Raw genomic sequence first — 16,188 nt, forward strand, 5'->3', positions numbered from 1 at the left:
AGATTAGAAACTCCGGCGCTTTAACGCGCGAAGCAGGTCCGGCCCGTATCCCTGGCTTCGATGCCGCAGAACCAGGACGATCAGTTCGTCTTTTTTGCACCGGCGGATGGCCCGCCAGTCTCCGACCCGGAGGGAGCGATAGTCCGAAAGCGGGTACCCGAGAGGCTTCCCGGGAAGCGCCATGCGCGCATACTGCTGTTCGATAGACGTATGTACGCACTTCCATACCGAAGCGTCGAGACTCCGCGCGTCTTTGGCAATAACCTCGCTATGATAGCTAACGCGCCACGCGCTCATCGTGCAATTTGCGCCAGAGCGCGTCTGCCTCGCCCGCGCTGAGGTATTTCGTGCCCGGGGCGGTACGTTCCTTGAGCATCTTCGCAAGCGCCCGCTGCTCTTTCGGCGTTATATATTCGAATTCTTCTTCCGCAATAGCCGCGTCAAGCATTCTGGCGGCGATGGTGGCGCGCGGAGTCCGTTCCCGCTTGGCGCGAAGGGAGAGCGCCCGCGCGGTCGACGGCGCGAGTGTCACCAGCATGCGCTCCTTGGTTGTCGCCATATATCAAAAGTGTATCACCTGCTCCGCGCGTGCGCAACCGGAATCACGCCTCGATGATACGTTCCTGTCCGGAATGTCTCATGAGCGCGGGATCGATGTCGTGCAAGAAGTTCGACGGCTCGGTGATAAAGTCGGCGCCGTAGATGCGGCGGATGCGTGCGAGCGTAAGCACGAGGCGTTTTTTCGCGCGCGTCATCGCGACATAGAAGAGGCGCCGCTCCTCTTCGTCGTCGTCTTCCTCGTTGCGCTCGTGCGGGAACAACCCTTCTTCAAGTCCGCTTACGAACACCAGATCGAACTCGAGTCCTTTCGCCGCGTGCACCGTCATGAGCGTAACGCCCGTCTTCCCTTCAACGCGGTCGAGCTCGTCCTGGTCTCCCGCAAGAGCCGCGTCCGCAAGGAACGCCGCGATGCCTCCCCGCCCCGGAGTATCGTCGTAGCGCGTCGCCAGAGTAGCGAGCTCCTGGATGTTCTCGAAGCGTTCCTTCTCTTCTTCGTTTCCGTGCTCGAGTTCGGCCTTAAGCCCGCTCTTCTCGACGACGAGCCGCACGAACTCCGAAGGTGCCGCGCTTTCGGCGCTTCGCGAAAGTTCCCCGACTATCGCTTCGAACGCCGCGACTTTCGCCTTCTCGCCCGCCCGGAGCTCGTCGCGCTTTCCTGCCGAAAGTTTCCCGAGCGTCGTCTTGCCGATGCCGCGCGTTGGCGCCTGCACCGCGCGCATCCGGTCCGCTTCGCGCGAGGGTTCAAGCGAAAGACGCACCCACGCGAGTACGTCTTTCACCTCCTTGCGGTCGTAGAACCTCGTACCTAAGAGCTTGTACGAAATCCCTTCGGCAAGGAACGCCTCCTCGAGCGCGCGGGACTGGAAGTTAGTGCGAAACAGAACCGCGATTTCTTCCGGTGCCGTGCCGTTTCGTATCACGCGTCCCGTCTCGTGCGCGATCCAACGCGCTTCGTCTTCCGCGTTGTCCGCGACGTGGAGCGTGATCGGATCGCCAGGTGCGTTTTCCGTAACCGAGCGCTTTTCTTTCCGGCGCCGGTTTTTTTCGATCACGGCGTTCGCCGCGGAAACGATCGTCGCCGTCGATCGGTAGTTATGCTCGAGCATGATGGTTTTCGCGCTCGGGTAGGTTTCGTCAAACGCGAGCAGGTTGTCTATCGTCGCGCCGCGCCAGCTATAGATGCAATTGTGCGTCGCGATGCCATTCGCGACGAAATTGTGTGTGCCTTCAATGTCGATGTCGTATACCCGCACTTTCCTTGCGGGGACGCGTTCAACCTTATCTACAAGGTCGTATCCTCCCTCGGAATCAAAGACCGCCATGCCCGGCCGTACGCTTGCGGCGGGAAGGAGCGGAAGCGAATTCCCGTCCCTGAGCCTCGCCTTTTTCCCGCCAAGCCGTGCCGCACGCACGATGCTCGCGCTTGGAAACGCGACGCGAAGGCGTTCGACGCTTTCAAGCAGTGCCCCGTAACTCTTATGGGCGGATTCGAATCGCCAGCTGGCAGATCCTTTCTTTGCCGGACGCACGGAGAATCCGGCCTTTCGTAAAAGGATGCTGCCTTCCTCGTCGCTACCCACCACCGATATCCTGTGCATTGTTGTTTCCCCGCGCCGGTCGCCGCACAACGTTATGTTGATGTTTCGCCGGTCGCTCCGGGTCGCCTGCGCGCGGTGGTGCGGATGCGCAGGAGAAAGGAAGAGGTCGTCCATAAGTTTCTTCGCACCGGACTCAGTATCGAAAGAAGCGAAGACGGAATCGATCGTTCCTTGATCATGAACGTATCCTCCGGTGCCGCTCCCCTTGCGCGCGACAAACGGGAGCGTCGGGATACCATATGAAAGGGACAGCTTGTATTCCATCACCCGTGCTGCCCGGGAAGTATCGTGTGTCCCGAGAACCCACACCGCGTCTCCGTGCTCCTGGTTGCAGCGCTGCTGGAATCCGGCCATAGCCAGGCGCTGTCCGTTCGTATAGGCGCGCGAAACGCCGAGCCGCCAGCCGACACCGTTTTTTGCCATGAGATACGTAAAATAAAGTTGCGGCATGAGTCCGAGCCGATATCCGGCGAAATGCACGTGTTCTGGCGTGCTCGTGAGGATCCGTCCCGCGGCCGTGGTTATGCGCACCAATGTGCCAGAGTGCGTCCGCTGCTTAGCGCGAATAACGCGCGCGGCGCGCGTATCGCCGCTTCCGTAGTTCGACCGAACCTCGTCGCCTATTCGTATCTTCTCGATGTTCCTTTCGGAACCGTCGGCCATTGCCACTTTCGTCCCGGCGACAAGGCATTGATCGATATCTCCGACCACAAATACGTTCCCGTGCCGCCTGGAAAGCATGCCGACGAGCGTTCCTTGAAGCGCGTTCGTATCCTGAAACTCGTCAATGTGGAGATAGTCCCAGCGCTCCTGCGCGAGCGCACGTACGTCCTCATGCTCGCGCAGGAGCCGTACCGGAAGCGAGATGAGATCGTCGAAGTCGAGCGCTTTCTCTTCCCTCAGCGTTTTCTCATAGCGCAGCCACGCTTCGGCGACGATACGCCCCCCGAAGCTTTTGCGGCCATGCTCGGCATAGAAGCTCTCCGCGGTTTCTCCCGCTCCCTTGGCCTTCGATATGCGCGACAACACCGCTCTTGGCGAAAGTTCCTTCGTGTCGACATCAAGTTCCTTGAGAGCCTTGCCGATCGCTTTCTGGGAGTCGTCCCGGTCGAAGATGGTGAAGTGCCTCGGCACGCCGATCTTTGCGCCGTACGACTCGAGAAGCTCGCGGCCGAGCCCGTGGAATGTGGCGATGAAAGGCGGCCGGCCGCCGTGAAGAAGCCTTGAAAGCCGCTCGCGCATCTCGCGCGCGGCTTTGTTGGTAAAGGTGACGGCGAGGATCTTCTCGGCGGGCACCCCCTCCTTTATAAGGTGGTAAATCCGGGTGGTAAGCACCTTCGTTTTCCCCGATCCTGCCCCGGCAAGCACCGATACCGGGCCGGCGGTCGCGAGAACCGCCGCTTTTTGGGCGTCATTAAGGTCTTCGAGGTGGTTCACCGGTCAAATATACCCCACATTCCCCTATCCCCAGCTTCACCAAGCCTTCATTGACAGGGGTTTTTGCCCGGGTAAGATAGCTGAATCGACTGACCCGGAAGAACTCAAGAAATGGCCCATATAAGCCGTTTTTGTACTTGGGAGCACGCCTGAACAACCTTTAAACCGTATCTTCTCGAACAAGAATCTTCCTGATTCCAAAGGGCGCAAAGGTGCACCTCAGGACGCATATCGGCTGATCCACCCCGCAACCGCGGCGTGCCTCGCCCTCTGTCTTCTTTTTCTCCTGGCCCCGGGCCTTGCGAAGGCTTTTTCGCTTTCCGGGCTCTTCGGAAGCCCTGCCCAGGGTGCTTCGGGGGTAATGACCGTCGTTCCCGACCCGGGCCTCGCCCTTCTTGCTTCCCCGACCAATTCCGACCCGAATGCCGGAAGCGCTCCGGACGCCCCCGACACCACCGGGGGCGCTGCGCTTGTCGCCCATACCGGGCCTGCGGGCACCATCGCCGATATCGTCGAAATGCCCGCAAACGACCAAATTTCTACATATGTCGTTCGTTCGGGCGACTCGATTTCCGATATTGCCCAGATGTTCGATGTTTCCGTAAATACCATCATTTGGGCCAATAACCTGAAGAGCGCCAAGGATATTCATGTGGGACAGACGCTCGTCATTCTTCCGGTCTCGGGCCTCAAGTACACGGTCGTTAAGGGCGATACGCTTGCGGGGGTCGCGAAGAAATACGGAGCGGACGCGGAAGAAATAGCGCAGTTCAGCGGTCTTGAGGGTGCCGCGCCGCTTGTTGCCGGGCAAGTACTCATTATTCCGGGAGGCGAGCTTGCGGCTGCGGCTCCTGCGAAGAAAACCAGTACGTCGAAAACTCCTGCGAACCCGCTTCGCGGCGCGAGCGGTCCTTCCATCCCCGGCTACTACGGAAACCCTCTTCCGGGCGCCATTCTTACGCAGGGCCTTCACGGCAACAACGGCGTCGACCTCGGAAAGCCTTCGGGAGCACCTATCCTTGCGGCGGCGGCGGGTACCGTCATCGTCTCGAAAGCCGACGGCGCGTGGAACGGCGGATATGGAAGCTACGTGGTTATAAGCCACGGCAACGGCACCCAGACGCTTTACGCGCACATGAGCCGCGACATCGCGACGGTCGGCGAGACGGTCGCGAAGGGCGACGTCATCGGCTACGTCGGCCGCACGGGCGAAGCCACCGGCCCGCACCTCCACTTCGAAGTCCGCGGCGCGAAGAATCCCATTCCCGCTTCCTGCGCCGTCGGGAGGGCGTGCTGGTAACAATATTTCAATAACAAAAGCAATTACTGGTACAAACATAAGCTGCATCAGCTTAATATCGCACTAACATATCGAACACTCTTGCAGTCGAGCATACGGCGTCTTGAGCTCGATGCCAAGGTGCGGCCGTTCGTGGTTGTATTCGCGCAGAAAGGCCTGATACTGGGCATTGAGGTCCTCCATTGAAGCGGGCTTTTTCATGAAGCGCCAGAAGAACTCCTCCTCGTCGGTGCGGAATGACCGCTCGATGACCGCGTTCTCATTCGGGTTCGCCTTGTGGATGAAATGATGCTTCCAGCCGAGTTCCCCAGTCACGAAGGCGCGGAAGCGGCTCTGGAACTCAAGGCCGTTGTCGGTCTGCACGAAATCCGGTACGAACGGCAGCGAAACCGTCCGCAGGGCCTCGATGGAGAAGTCCTGCACGAGCTCGGGGAAGATGACGCCAGCTTTGTATCGGCTCCAAATATCAATGACGGCATACAGATACAGGGTATGCGGGAGCCCCGACAGCTCGGGCGTCACGTACTTCACATCCATCTGAAGCTTCCCGGGCGCGGTCACGTTCTTGAGATACATATGCGTGGTCTCCTGATATCTCGGCCGTCGGTATGACGCGCCTTCCAGTATATGACCTTTCGCTTTGAGGAAGCGATGGATGGTCGCCGGGTGCTCGGAGAGGCCGAGCAGCACTTTGAGCTTGCGCGCCCCGTATCCTTTCTCTTCGCGCAGGCGCAAGAGCGCCTCAGCCCGCTCTCCCGAGAGCGTCCTGCGGCGAAGACGCTTCGGTCTTGTCGACTTGCGGACAAGCTGCCGCGTCGAGAGCGCAAACCGGCTCCGGATGCTCCGGGCTCGCTTCTTCCAGAACACCACCGTGCCCGGAGATATGCCGAGTGTCCGTGCGGTTTCGCGCACCTTTCCTCCCGACTTCTTCAATTTCCTGATGATTTCCCTGGGTTCTTTGCGCATATCCTCCTTAGTATTAGGGAGTGTTCGATATGCAGTGCGACCTTAAGCATCAGTTGCGTTCGCGACGGTTTTTGATAGCATTCGCGGAATCGCCGTAGGTTTTGGATGCGGCGCAACGAGTAAGAGGGAGAATAAGATGGGCGACAAATCGCCAGAGTACCTTCCGTACGAAGAATTCCACGCGTGTCTCAAAAGACGCCTGCCCAGGCTAAATCCCGGGAACAGGGACGACATGCAATTTCTGAGTGCCGCCGCCGTCTTGCGCAACTGCATCGCAGAAGAACATCGGCTTGCCGTGCTTGAGGACATCAGCGCGGGTCTTGCTGTGCTTCACGGCAACGAACATCCGGACGCCGAGCGAATGCGGAAGCTCCTGGAAACGCTGCGCCGGGGCGTCTACTTCACCGGGTATCCGTCGGAGGAATCTGCAAGCAAGACTCCTCCGCTTCCGCGGGGCGGAGTTATCAATGGCGACTGCACGCAATCCATGTGACGGATTCGGCACACTTGCAGGCGGCGGGGGATCGTTTCCTCCCCCGCCTGTTTTCTTTTGTACAGATTGGTTAAACTGAAAGTTGTATGCGGAAGCCAGCGACTCCTCTCACCGAACGCATCATCGATGCGCTATCAAACGGTCCGCGCGGGAAAGTGGAACTGCGCAACCGGGTCGTCGGCAAGGATTTTACCTACCAAGGCTTCTATAAAGCACTCGCCTCGCTCCGCGCCGCGGAAATAGTTACCCTCCATCGTGACACGGTAAGCCTTTCCGTCGTCTGGCTCGAGCGGGAGCGGGAGCGTATCGCGAAGAGTGCGGACGCATATCATCTCTCCGGATATCAGAGTTATTTCGGCGGGTTGAAGAATGGCAAGAAACTCTCTTTTAAATTCAAGACGCTCCGTGAACTCGACCTCTTCTGGACGCAGGCGGTGCTTATCGCGATGCAGGGCGCCGGTCGCGGCGTTCCCATCATTTCCTTCATCCCCCACGACTGGTTTTACCTTCTTCGGCCCTCGACCGCCGACGTATGGTTCAAACTGCTTGGCAAGGAGAATCCGCATGTGAACATCCTCACGCACGCGACTCGGGAAGAAAAGAAACTGAGCGAGCATCCTCGCGTTGCCCGCATCGAAAATATGTTCGGCGAGAACCCGCTCCGGCAGAAGGAATCCGCGTATATGAATGTTATCGGCGATCTGGTGATCGAAGCTGCCCTTGATGAGGCAGTCGTACCCGGGATTCGACGGGCGGTCCGCGGTGAGGCGGTCGACATCGACAAACTCACGGCTCAAAAAGGTGTTTTCAAGCTTTCTATCCGGCGCGATTCTGCCAAGGCTTCTGTCTTTACGAAGAAAGCCCAAAAGTACTTCAGCATATCTCTGTAAACAACCGGAAGTTGAAAGTATCGACAAATCCGGGAAGTTATTTGCCGATCCTGTTCCGAGGGCTATCTTTCGTGAAGTTACGTGCGATAGAGGAGATGCGCATGATGTGTTCTGTATGGCCCTACATAATTACTGTCGCGTTCCTTGGAGCAGGGGCTTTTTTGTTCTTGAGTCCGGAATTGAATAGGTACACGGCTCACCGAAGGACGGAACTTGGTCTTCCTCCCCTGCCCGCTACTTTCGGTCAAGTCTTCGTACATGGTCTGTGGGCCGCCTTCATGATGTCCCTTATGAGCGGTTTCGTGGCGTATTTGGTCTATATCACCGTTCACGCTTCCGCGGCCTGCCGCTAGGCCAGCCAACCCGCCCGGTTTCCGACGAGGAAACCGGGCGAACTATTATCAGCACATGCAACTTTTAGTTGTTTATATCCATACATACCTTCATTTCCTTCGCTTTTATACTTTATTAATCCTAGGCTAGCGGGCATGCGCAAAAGCGATCCGAATCCCTCTTTCGACTGGTGGGATGAACGCGTCACGAACGAAATATATCTTTCCACGAACCGTCCGGATTGGTGGCGGTTCTGCAAGGCTGTCGCTGGGCTGCTTGCTGACGGAGAGAATGTGCTTGATGTCGGAACGGGCGACGGCCATACCTTCTGGCAAATCATCTCGGTCGCCTCCGCGCTTCCTTCGTACCGGATAAATAGCCTGTTCCTGCTCGAACCGAACGAAAGCGGCCTTCGAAGGGCCATGCGCCGCTGCTCGCAATTGCCCGTGGAGCGCATAGTGCCGTACCGGAGTTCGTTTGCCGATTTCGCGGCCGCATGGGAGCGGAATCCTGAGAGGCTTGATGCGCCGAAGCAGTTCGATAAATTGTTCGCGGGACATGTCAATTACTACCTCGCGGGCACCCCGAATAACGAAAGTTCGTACCGCGCCGCGCTCGACGCCATGGCCGCTATGGCGGAGACGCTCGTCATCGTTACCGCCCCGCGGGACGGCGACTACTACAAAATGGTCCCGAACCCGTTTGGAGAGTATGTGTACAGCGATGTCGTAGCCGAGCACTACCGATCCAGGGGTCTGCGGGTCGAGGTAACGGAGATGCCCATGCGTTTTTATATTGATCATGTAAATCAGAGCAGGCATGAAGCCGCCGTGCTGTGGCAGTTCTTCAGCAATACCGAGCGGAAGCCGAGTGAAGCTGAACTTGAAGAGTTTGTAGCGAATGCAAATAAGACCAAGGATAGGAACGGGGATATAAATTTTAAGGACCAAATTCTAGTTATAAATACGTAAGCAGGAGACGAGAAGTTTGGTGAACAAATCGCAAAGTTAAAGACCGTCCCACAAAACGTCAAAAGCGTCTTTCAGATACTTCACGATCGCCTGATTCTCGATCATCACTCCCACGTTGTCCTTGTACGAGAAGAAATACGCGCGGTTGCCCACAAAATAGATTCCCGCTTCCTGCTCGTCGATGTCGAGCCGTTTAACGTTTCGCCCGAGCGCGGTCTGCTCATCCCTGATGCCGAAGTTGTCCGGCGCGTCCGCGATGAGGAGGTTGGTCGTGACTCCGTACGAGTGCCGACGCTCGATAAATCCGCGGATGTATTCTTCGAGTCCGCCATCGAAGCGATTGATGCCGAACCCGCGGAAGCTTTTGGCTTTGGTGCCTTTGTGCTGCGTAAGAATATTCTCGAACAGTCTCTTCAGTCCCTCTTGCCCTTCGTAGTACTGCACGACCGGGAATGCGCCTCCGCGCTTGTTCTCCGCAAGAAGCTTCGGCAGCTCCCGCTCGAGCGTCTTTTTCTGCTTTTCAAGTTCGTCTTTCCTTTCGGCGACCAGCCGCAAGAGCTCGTTCGGGTCGGCATAGAATTGCCGGACGCCCCGCTTGTCGCTCTGGTCGATAAATCGCTTCTTGACCAGATCGGCGAGGAGCGAATAGACCGTCTGCCGCGGCAGTCCTGTTTCTTTCGCAACTTTAGCGGCGCCCGCAAGCCCGATTCGTAGTAGAGCGAGGTACACACACGTTTCTTTTTCGGACAGGCCGAGTTTTTGTAGGATTTGTTCCACACCCATACCTATAGCTTATTGCTGACGAGAACTTTCGTCAATTCTTTTAAAAGAAGGCGGACAGTAAGCAATTCTGTACACGACTTGTCATACAAGTCTTGATTATTACTAAAACATCAGCAAAGTAGGGCGCAGGAACCTGTACGGTGTAAGAAGGAGCAACTGAAGATGAACTACGATGTTTATGGAGACCTGAAAGACAGATTGCGGTTTAGGAGTGGAGTTCGCTTCGCCCTTAGGATGGTCGGCGGCAGAATTCCTTCAAATTTCACTCTTACCAAACACGGCGCTTCCTGGGAATACATCACGCAGCCCTTAGAGGTCATCGTGCTTTACGAGGACAAGCCGGAGCCGCGCGTGACTGTCGATTATTCCAGAAACAATCCATTCTTTTCCGCCGTTTTCTGTTGGCCGGAAGAAGGGCGAGAATCGGACAATGACAGGATGCCATCCAGCGCCCGTCGCCTATGCCGGGTTTTGCTCCGCCGGGCGCGGAGAATGTACTCCCGGCGTATGTTCTGGGCGAAAGTCCGCCGGGCTCTTTGGCTCGGCAAACCCTTGACGGATTGAGAAGACAGGAAAAGCAGCGCGGTGTTTACACCGCGCTGTTCCTTTTCCGTCCCCCGGTTCTTATCCGTTCAAATGTGCCTTACAGGTCGCCGCAGCAGGGTCGGCGTTAAGGCGGTCTTCTTCAATCGGTTCGCCGGAAACGGTGCAGATGCCGTAGGTTCTCTTCTCAATGCGGTCGAGCGCGGCAAGCACTTCGTTATAGCGTATTTCAAGGTCGCTCAGAATCCCCGCGTTTTCCTCATATGCCTCCTTCTGGTCCGCAGCGTCTACGGGATCCGGTTCGGAGCCGGTCTCGGGAGGAACGGTTTCCCAGTCGCCCGAATTCCCGGGATTCCTGCGCCCAAGGCTTGCAAGCTCGCTTTCAAGCTTTGCCTTCTCTTCCGCAAGCCTCGCTTTGTATGTATTGGTGTCGGTCATATCGGCCGATTCTAGCACGGCTTATTGCTTGCGAGTAGTCGCAAGGCGGTTCATGAGTTCGGTGAAGGCTGCCGCGTCGCGGGCGATGACGAGCGTCGACTGGTTCCAATAGCCGTACATGATAAGGCTTCGTCCGCTTGCGTCCCGAAGCGTCCGCACGTCATGGTTTGCCACCACTTCGTCCTTAAATGAAGGCGCGGGAAGAAATTGCGCGGAAGACACCGAAGAAGAGGGTGTCGTGGTTGATGCGATCGGCTCGGAAACGACGGCGGCGGGATATGCCGGGTACAGAAGCGCCAAATCTCCGGGAAGGGTCGGCTCCCACGCGAGCATGCCGCCGAAGCTGCGTTCGAACGAGTCGACTTTGAGTATGAAAAACGGGCGCGTCTCTTCCCCGTTTCGTACGACGCCGAGCATGCTTTCGGGCAAGATGCTGCGGAGCAGGATGTCCGGCGCGGGGAGCTGCATGGCCGCCACAAGGGAGCCGCCGGAAACGGGGGAACTTGAGGTTATTCCGTCCGCGGTCGTCGTGCTCACCGTCGCATACACGAGGCGGACGGCCCCCGCGGCAAGCGGCTTCTGGGCGGCTTCTGCAAAGGCGGCAAGAAGATCGCGCCCAGTGCCCGTGATCTCTTGCTGCTCGTCGACGAAAATAAGGGAAGGGGCGCTCACTACGGTCGGGATGATATTGGCCGCCTGCATGAAGTAGTACGCGGCGTAGAGTGCGCCTCCTCCAAGAAGCACGATCGCGATTCCCGACAACATGAGCGCAACGCCTCCCTTTTTCACGGGCGCGGCGGTAACTTTTCGTGCGGGCGCGTCCGATTCGGTTGCGAGAACGCTTATAGCCGAAGCCCCTTTGTCTTCGATGTGTTCCGCGAAATCATTCTTATACGTATGCAGTCCGGCAGAAATATCAGGCGCTTTGACCGGAGCGGCCGGAGCCGGAACTGGTGCGGGCGGCGGAACAAACGCTTCCGGTACCTCAAGCGGGCTCGCTTCTATGAGGCGCTCCGAGGCGGTGGGAGCATATCTGTCCCGTACGCTCGCGGAAGCGTTCCGGTCCGCGTCGAACGCCGATTCCGGAGGCGCTTGCGCGGTCTCAGGCTGCCGCACGGCGCCCGCTTTCGCGCGGAGGCGCGCGAGTATGGCGTCACGGTCTTCTTGCGCGGCCGCTTGCGGCGCGGGAACCGGCGGGGGCACTGCCGCGCCCTGCGCGGTCACGCCTGTAATCGAGGCGACATCGCCCGCATAGGTGCGTATCACGCGCTCCGGCACGTCGCGGCCTCCGGCGAGTGCCGGGGCCTCTTCGGTCGCATCGATGTAATTGTCGTCCTGCATCGCTTAGGAAAGTATAACCGAAAAGATATGCGCGAAATCCCGGCGGGTGCCTTACTTTTTTGAGGGGGGTGAATATTTTTGGGATGTATGCGATAGTGCCGGACAGCGGAATTGTTCCAAGGAGTACCTGAAATGCGAATACTAAGGCTCGAAGGGGACGGGCGGATCCTGGAACAGATCGGTGAACTGAAAATCCATGACCCTCCCCCGTTCTCAGTTTCGGTGCACGGACTTCACCTGCGGGGTTGTGAAGTCACGCGTACAAGGAATTTCAATCGGCGCTTCAACGCAATCCGCAGACCAGCGCTCGGCGACGCAGCCATCTGCATATGGAAACTCAGTCTCTCCGGCGTTTCGGACAAAGCAACGGCCGAGGACATATTCGGACCGTTTCCGGTACCCGTAGAGATAGGCCATGCCAGAATAGTCCTCGCCCGGCATCTGAAAAAGGGCGGCCTCCTAAGCGAAGGAACGGAGGCCAACATCTTTCCCGCCCTCGCCTCGGGAGACGAAATACACACTGTTCGCTTGGCGCGTGTTGCGCGCGGGAAGTGGATATACGGAAGTCCTATAGCGCCGAGACCGCTTCAGGACGAATATCGAAGCGGCACATACGTGCTTTCCTATCCGCCGGGAGCGTAAACACACAGGCCCCGGGACACATGCGTGTCCCGGGGCCAAATTTCAGTCTATATGCCTATCCCCGGTGCCCGATAATGAATTTCTTCGGGTCGTCGCACATGTCGGTGAAGGCATGTACCGCTTCCTTGAGCTTCGCCGAGGAAGACTTGCCGAACGAGATCGCTTCCACCTGACATCCCTCGTTCATGTCGAGGTATTCGACGAGCGGAACGTAATCGCCATCGCCGGACGCGATGATAACCGTGTCGAGCTTCGGCGCCATTTTGACCGCGTCGATCGCGAGCCCTACGTCCCAGTCGGCCTTTTTCGCGCCGTCGGAGAAGACCTGGAGGCCTTTTACCTTGGTCTCGATGCCGATTTTCGTAAGGGCGTCGAAGAACGCGCTCTCTTCCCCGCTTTCGGTCGAGATGACGTAGGCGATGGCGCGCACGAGCACGCGACCGCCGACCGCTTCCTTGAGAACGTTCGCGAAGTTCACGCGCGCCTTATAAAGATGCTTCGCGCTGTGATAGAGATTCTGCGTATCGATAAATACGCCGACCCGCTGCGCGGGATGTTTGATGACTGCCATAGAAAGTAATGCTTATGAGAAACGTTTATTAAAACAGGACGGAAGTCCTGAGCTACATACTACCATCCCGCAAGCGGCGGGAAGAAGCTACTTCTTAAGCCCGAGCTTCTTGACGACCGCGTTGTAGCGGCGCTTGTCGTTGTTCTCGAGATAGTGGAGGTGGCTCCGGCGGTCGGCGACCATCTGGAGAAGTCCGCGGCGGGAATGGAAATCCTTCGCGTTCTTCTTGAGGTGCTTGGCAAGGTCGTCGATCTTCTTGCTAAGAAGCGCGATCTGCACGTTGGCAGAGCCGGTGTCGGTCGGGTGGATACCCGAGTCCTTCATGATTGCCGCCTTTTTCTTCGTAGTTAGCATGTGCCGATACCCTACCACATCTTGATTATTTATGCAAGGGTTGTATTGTAAGTGCTGGTTCGGCAGCACTGTTTTAACGGAGGAACTCATGCATAAGATAGTCGCTTCTTTTTGCGCCGACGGGCGGGAAATCCTGACCCCCGAGGTCAGAAAGGAAGCTCGCACAATCGGGCGGGCGCTGAAGAAGAGAGCGCCCCTTACGGGCTACATGGTTGTGGCAACCGGGAAAGGGATTCGGACATTTTCAGTTCTCCATGTTCCGAACATTAACCGGCTCAGTCTCGAAGGGGGCGGGCGCGTGTCGGTTTGGTGGCGCTCCAGTCGCAACGATGCGGATACCATGTTCAAGCAATTGCTCGGTCTGCCCGAGGTCAGCTGCTGGGTGCTGACACTCTGAGTGTTCGAACGCCAGACAATGACGACCCGCGGCTGGTGCCGCGGGTCGCTAATTATTGTGCGCACATCGGTGCTACACTTCCCCATATGAATGCCGAGCAGCTCAAGCGGCAATTTCTCGAATACATCGAAATCGAGCGAGGCCGGAGCGTGAAAACGGTCGAGAACTACGACCGCTACCTTTCGCGCTTTATCAAACAGGCGGATATAAAAGACCCTTCCGATATTACCGAACCGAAAATCCGCGAATTCCGCATGTGGCTCAACCGCCAGTCGGGCACCGGACGGGACTCGATGAAGCGCCGCACCCAGAACTATTACCTCATCGCGCTCCGCGCATTCCTCAAATACCTCCGGAGGCTCGAGATCCAGACCATAGCCCCCGAGCGCATCGAACTCGCGAAGGTGCCGGAGCGGCAGATCGACCTTATAACCTCGGCGGAGCTCAGTCGCCTTATAGACTCCCCTGCCGAGGCGCTCAAAACGGAAAAAGACCCGCACGTGCGCCGTACCCTCCTTCGCGACCGCGCAATCATGGAACTTCTCTTCTCCACGGGCCTGCGTATCGCCGAGTTGTGTTCCCTCAATAACGATCTCGATCTTGGAAGGGACGAATTTTCCATACGAGGCAAAGGCGACAAAGTCCGCGTGGTATTCCTCTCCCCTGCCGCCAAGGAGGCGGTACGCGAATACCTCAAGGCTCGCGCTGATATGGAGGAGGCGCTCTTCGTCGACGGCCGCCCGAAGAAGCTCCACCGCATCACTCCCCGCGACGTGCAGCGGCACCTCAAGGCGTATGCCGCCCGGGCCGGTATCACGAGCAAAGTGTCTCCCCATACCCTTCGGCACGTCTTCGCGACTGATCTTCTAAGCAACGGCGCGGATATCAGAAGCGTCCAGCAGCTCCTCGGCCACGCCTCCATCATCACGACGCAGATCTACACGCACGTTACCGACTCGCACTTGCGGGATGTGCATAAGAAGTTTCATAGCAAAAACCGCGAGTAGTTGTTTAGGAAGAAGGAAGGCCTCTCGGGACTGCATCGAAGTGTTCTATGCCCTCATATTCTTTTATATACCTGGCAAGCCGCTTCGTAAGCGGGAGAACAACCATTTCACAGAGTATCACCGCCATCCAGCTGACAGTCGCTGCGGAAGCCATAAGCGCAAGCGGCAGGATACCCGCGAATGCGATCCCATAGAAGAAGAGCACGTTCACTATCTGTGCTACCGCTACCGACGTAAGAGCCCTACCGTAGAAGTACCGAGCCGTGAAATGTACCTTCAAGCGCGACATGACGTATGAGTTGGTGAGTTCTGTGACAAAGTACGCAATAATTCCCGCAGTGGTTATGCGCGGAACTTGGGAGAAGAGAGTGACGAACGCCGAGTTATTCGCGTAACCTGCCGCAGGCGGGAGGAATACGGCGAGTTCTATGAAAATGGTATAGACGATAAGACCTCCGAGCCCGACCCACAGAAGTCGTCTCACTCGCCGATAGCCGTATACCTCGGCAAGAATGTCAGCAACGATAAGCGACAAGACATAGCTGATTTGCGAACCGACTATCGAGATCCCGAAAAAGTTGACGAACTTGAGATTAAGAACTTCGGTAACAAGCATGAGCGCCATCATAGGCATGGCGAGGTACACCAGCGCTTTTGGCTGCCAGGTGTCGCCGACCGCAACCTTTAATTCCTTCATAACTTCACCTTATTTTCGACAGGGAAAGGCGTCAAAAAAGTCGACAAAGTGTCTAGAATCAAGAAAATACCCATGGTTTACATATGGTATTGTTTGTCTGACTAGCCGTCAGAATCATGCAAAACCGGGAATCGCTCAGAAAAATGCTCATACGCTCGGGCCTTAACGATCACGAAGCCGTAGTGTATCTTTCGATGCTTGAACTCGGCCCCTCGACCGTGCTCAAAATCTCCCGACAGTCGGGGGTAAAACGAACAACCATTTACGCCGTTATAGAGTCCCTGCGCGCCAAAGGACTGGTAGGGATTGAGGAGCCGGGTCTCAAGCGCATATACGTAGCGGAGAATCCGACGCGTCTTGAACGCATACTCGATGAACAGAAGCATGCCCTTCAGTCGTTTTTTCCCGAACTTCAGGCACTCTATTCGCTGCGCGGCAATAACTCAATAATCCGTTATTACGTCGGTACCGAGGCGATGAGGAGCGTCTACGACGAACTTCTCGCGGAACTCAAAAGCGGTGACGACTATTATGTCTTTGGGGACCCCGAGCGGTGGGATGCGTTCGATAAAGACTATTTCAAGTCTTTCATTGCTCGCAGGCTGCGGATCAATCTCAAGGCGAAGATCGCGCTCATACCCTCAGAAGTTGCGAAAAGTTATAAGCTAAATGAGAAGAATTTTCGGGAAGAGGTTCGCTTGCTTCCGAAAGGCACGCGGCTTGATGCAAATATGCTGATAACGCCTCGGAAAATCGTAATTCACCCGCTCACCTATCCCATTACGACCATTGTTATTGAAACAGACGCCTTGGTTCGTATGCAGCAGGAGCTGTTTATGGTGACGTGGGAAGGACTCATATAAAAA

18 protein-coding genes are annotated in these 16,188 nt (G+C 57.0%); 8 read left to right on the forward strand and 10 right to left on the reverse strand.

The annotated features are described in order from the left end of the window. Positions 1 to 3 precede the first annotated feature (3 nt). Genes WDN10_03360 through WDN10_03370 form a run of 3 tightly spaced genes read right to left on the reverse strand, consistent with a single transcriptional unit; the run spans position 4 to position 3,596 of the window. Complete coding sequence (locus WDN10_03360; GenBank protein MEJ0053733.1) at positions 4 to 297, reverse strand: hypothetical protein; 294 nt, start codon at positions 295 to 297, stop codon at positions 4 to 6. Continuing rightward, a complete protein-coding gene (locus WDN10_03365) occupies positions 278 to 559 on the reverse strand; it encodes a hypothetical protein (GenBank protein ID MEJ0053734.1) in 282 nt (93 codons plus the stop codon). Before WDN10_03365 ends, WDN10_03360 begins: the two co-directional genes overlap by 20 nt. A 43-nt stretch (positions 560 to 602) precedes the next feature. Continuing rightward, the gene (locus WDN10_03370; protein MEJ0053735.1) at positions 603 to 3,596 is read right to left on the reverse strand and encodes a UvrD-helicase domain-containing protein; all 2,994 of its coding nucleotides are present in this window, start codon (positions 3,594 to 3,596) and stop codon (positions 603 to 605) included. 361 nt (positions 3,597 to 3,957) lie between these two features. Between WDN10_03370 and WDN10_03375 the strand changes: the two genes are divergently transcribed. Beyond that, complete coding sequence (locus tag WDN10_03375; GenBank protein ID MEJ0053736.1) at positions 3,958 to 4,896, forward strand: M23 family metallopeptidase; 939 nt, start codon at positions 3,958 to 3,960, stop codon at positions 4,894 to 4,896. Positions 4,897 to 4,959: 63 nt separating this feature from the next. Here WDN10_03375 and WDN10_03380 read toward each other — a convergent pair whose 3' ends face one another. Further along, positions 4,960 to 5,862, reverse strand: a complete 903-nt coding sequence (locus tag WDN10_03380) for an integrase core domain-containing protein (GenBank protein ID MEJ0053737.1) — start codon at positions 5,860 to 5,862, stop codon at positions 4,960 to 4,962. Between the two features lie 232 nt (positions 5,863 to 6,094). Here WDN10_03380 and WDN10_03385 point away from each other — a divergent pair, with 232 nt between their 5' ends. From WDN10_03385 to WDN10_03395, 3 genes are all read left to right on the forward strand, one after another. Then, the gene (locus tag WDN10_03385) at positions 6,095 to 6,355 is read left to right on the forward strand and encodes a hypothetical protein (protein ID MEJ0053738.1); all 261 of its coding nucleotides are present in this window, start codon (positions 6,095 to 6,097) and stop codon (positions 6,353 to 6,355) included. 86 nt (positions 6,356 to 6,441) lie between these two features. Further along, positions 6,442 to 7,245, forward strand: a complete 804-nt coding sequence (locus tag WDN10_03390; GenBank protein ID MEJ0053739.1) for a hypothetical protein — start codon at positions 6,442 to 6,444, stop codon at positions 7,243 to 7,245. Between the two features lie 488 nt (positions 7,246 to 7,733). Beyond that, complete coding sequence (locus WDN10_03395) at positions 7,734 to 8,549, forward strand: hypothetical protein (protein ID MEJ0053740.1); 816 nt, start codon at positions 7,734 to 7,736, stop codon at positions 8,547 to 8,549. A 36-nt stretch (positions 8,550 to 8,585) separates the two neighbouring features. On the opposite strand, the gene WDN10_03400 is transcribed toward WDN10_03395, so the two are convergent. The 3 genes from WDN10_03400 to WDN10_03410 all read right to left on the reverse strand — a co-directional run bounded on the left by WDN10_03400 (position 8,586) and on the right by WDN10_03410 (position 11,654). Next, positions 8,586 to 9,326, reverse strand: a complete 741-nt coding sequence (locus WDN10_03400; GenBank protein ID MEJ0053741.1) for a helix-turn-helix domain-containing protein — start codon at positions 9,324 to 9,326, stop codon at positions 8,586 to 8,588. Between the two features lie 630 nt (positions 9,327 to 9,956). Then, positions 9,957 to 10,313 carry a TraR/DksA C4-type zinc finger protein gene (locus tag WDN10_03405; protein ID MEJ0053742.1) on the reverse strand — a complete coding sequence of 119 codons (357 nt, stop codon included), beginning with the start codon at positions 10,311 to 10,313 and terminating at the stop codon, positions 9,957 to 9,959. 21 nt (positions 10,314 to 10,334) lie between these two features. After that, entirely contained in the window at positions 10,335 to 11,654 is a 1,320-nt protein-coding gene (locus WDN10_03410) for a hypothetical protein (protein MEJ0053743.1), read from the reverse strand. A gap of 132 nt (positions 11,655 to 11,786) precedes the next feature. Here WDN10_03410 and WDN10_03415 point away from each other — a divergent pair, with 132 nt between their 5' ends. Beyond that, positions 11,787 to 12,296 (forward strand): hypothetical protein, encoded by a 510-nt coding sequence (locus WDN10_03415; protein MEJ0053744.1) that lies wholly within the window; start codon positions 11,787 to 11,789, stop codon positions 12,294 to 12,296. A gap of 55 nt (positions 12,297 to 12,351) precedes the next feature. On the opposite strand, the gene WDN10_03420 is transcribed toward WDN10_03415, so the two are convergent. Beyond that, positions 12,352 to 12,867 carry an NYN domain-containing protein gene (locus WDN10_03420; protein ID MEJ0053745.1) on the reverse strand — a complete coding sequence of 172 codons (516 nt, stop codon included), beginning with the start codon at positions 12,865 to 12,867 and terminating at the stop codon, positions 12,352 to 12,354. An 87-nt stretch (positions 12,868 to 12,954) separates the two neighbouring features. Continuing rightward, a complete protein-coding gene (rpsO, locus tag WDN10_03425; protein MEJ0053746.1) occupies positions 12,955 to 13,221 on the reverse strand; it encodes a 30S ribosomal protein S15 in 267 nt (88 codons plus the stop codon). 88 nt (positions 13,222 to 13,309) lie between these two features. Between rpsO and WDN10_03430 the strand changes: the two genes are divergently transcribed. Beyond that, complete coding sequence (locus tag WDN10_03430; protein MEJ0053747.1) at positions 13,310 to 13,618, forward strand: hypothetical protein; 309 nt, start codon at positions 13,310 to 13,312, stop codon at positions 13,616 to 13,618. 86 nt (positions 13,619 to 13,704) lie between these two features. Continuing rightward, complete coding sequence (xerA, locus tag WDN10_03435; protein ID MEJ0053748.1) at positions 13,705 to 14,625, forward strand: site-specific tyrosine recombinase/integron integrase; 921 nt, start codon at positions 13,705 to 13,707, stop codon at positions 14,623 to 14,625. Between the two features lie 4 nt (positions 14,626 to 14,629). Here the strand turns inward: xerA and WDN10_03440 are convergent, their stop codons facing one another. Further along, entirely contained in the window at positions 14,630 to 15,322 is a 693-nt protein-coding gene (locus tag WDN10_03440) for a queuosine precursor transporter (protein ID MEJ0053749.1), read from the reverse strand. Between the two features lie 116 nt (positions 15,323 to 15,438). Here WDN10_03440 and WDN10_03445 point away from each other — a divergent pair, with 116 nt between their 5' ends. Further along, entirely contained in the window at positions 15,439 to 16,185 is a 747-nt protein-coding gene (locus tag WDN10_03445) for a helix-turn-helix domain-containing protein (protein MEJ0053750.1), read from the forward strand. The last annotated feature ends 3 nt before the right edge of the window (positions 16,186 to 16,188 follow it).

The sequence above is a fragment of the bacterium genome (genome assembly GCA_037200965.1).
In the GTDB taxonomy this organism is placed as follows: Bacteria; Patescibacteriota; Minisyncoccia; order Phycocordibacterales; family Phycocordibacteraceae; genus C7867-001.

Excerpts from the sequence above, each read along its gene's own strand:
- WDN10_03410 (MEJ0053743.1), bottom strand. The coding sequence starts at position 11,654 with ATGCAGGACGACAATTACATCGATGCGACCGAAGAGGCCCCGGCACTC.
- xerA (MEJ0053748.1), top strand. The coding sequence starts at position 13,705 with ATGAATGCCGAGCAGCTCAAGCGGCAATTTCTCGAATACATCGAAATC.
- WDN10_03440 (MEJ0053749.1), bottom strand. The coding sequence starts at position 15,322 with ATGAAGGAATTAAAGGTTGCGGTCGGCGACACCTGGCAGCCAAAAGCG.
- WDN10_03405 (MEJ0053742.1), bottom strand. The coding sequence starts at position 10,313 with ATGACCGACACCAATACATACAAAGCGAGGCTTGCGGAAGAGAAGGCA.
- WDN10_03380 (MEJ0053737.1), bottom strand. The coding sequence starts at position 5,862 with ATGCGCAAAGAACCCAGGGAAATCATCAGGAAATTGAAGAAGTCGGGA.
- WDN10_03385 (MEJ0053738.1), top strand. The coding sequence starts at position 6,095 with ATGCAATTTCTGAGTGCCGCCGCCGTCTTGCGCAACTGCATCGCAGAA.
- WDN10_03375 (MEJ0053736.1), top strand. The coding sequence starts at position 3,958 with ATGACCGTCGTTCCCGACCCGGGCCTCGCCCTTCTTGCTTCCCCGACC.
- WDN10_03430 (MEJ0053747.1), top strand. The coding sequence starts at position 13,310 with ATGCATAAGATAGTCGCTTCTTTTTGCGCCGACGGGCGGGAAATCCTG.
- WDN10_03445 (MEJ0053750.1), top strand. The coding sequence starts at position 15,439 with ATGCAAAACCGGGAATCGCTCAGAAAAATGCTCATACGCTCGGGCCTT.
- WDN10_03365 (MEJ0053734.1), bottom strand. The coding sequence starts at position 559 with ATGGCGACAACCAAGGAGCGCATGCTGGTGACACTCGCGCCGTCGACC.
- WDN10_03390 (MEJ0053739.1), top strand. The coding sequence starts at position 6,442 with ATGCGGAAGCCAGCGACTCCTCTCACCGAACGCATCATCGATGCGCTA.
- WDN10_03360 (MEJ0053733.1), bottom strand. The coding sequence starts at position 297 with ATGAGCGCGTGGCGCGTTAGCTATCATAGCGAGGTTATTGCCAAAGAC.
- WDN10_03415 (MEJ0053744.1), top strand. The coding sequence starts at position 11,787 with ATGCGAATACTAAGGCTCGAAGGGGACGGGCGGATCCTGGAACAGATC.
- WDN10_03420 (MEJ0053745.1), bottom strand. The coding sequence starts at position 12,867 with ATGGCAGTCATCAAACATCCCGCGCAGCGGGTCGGCGTATTTATCGAT.
- WDN10_03395 (MEJ0053740.1), top strand. The coding sequence starts at position 7,734 with ATGCGCAAAAGCGATCCGAATCCCTCTTTCGACTGGTGGGATGAACGC.
- rpsO (MEJ0053746.1), bottom strand. The coding sequence starts at position 13,221 with ATGCTAACTACGAAGAAAAAGGCGGCAATCATGAAGGACTCGGGTATC.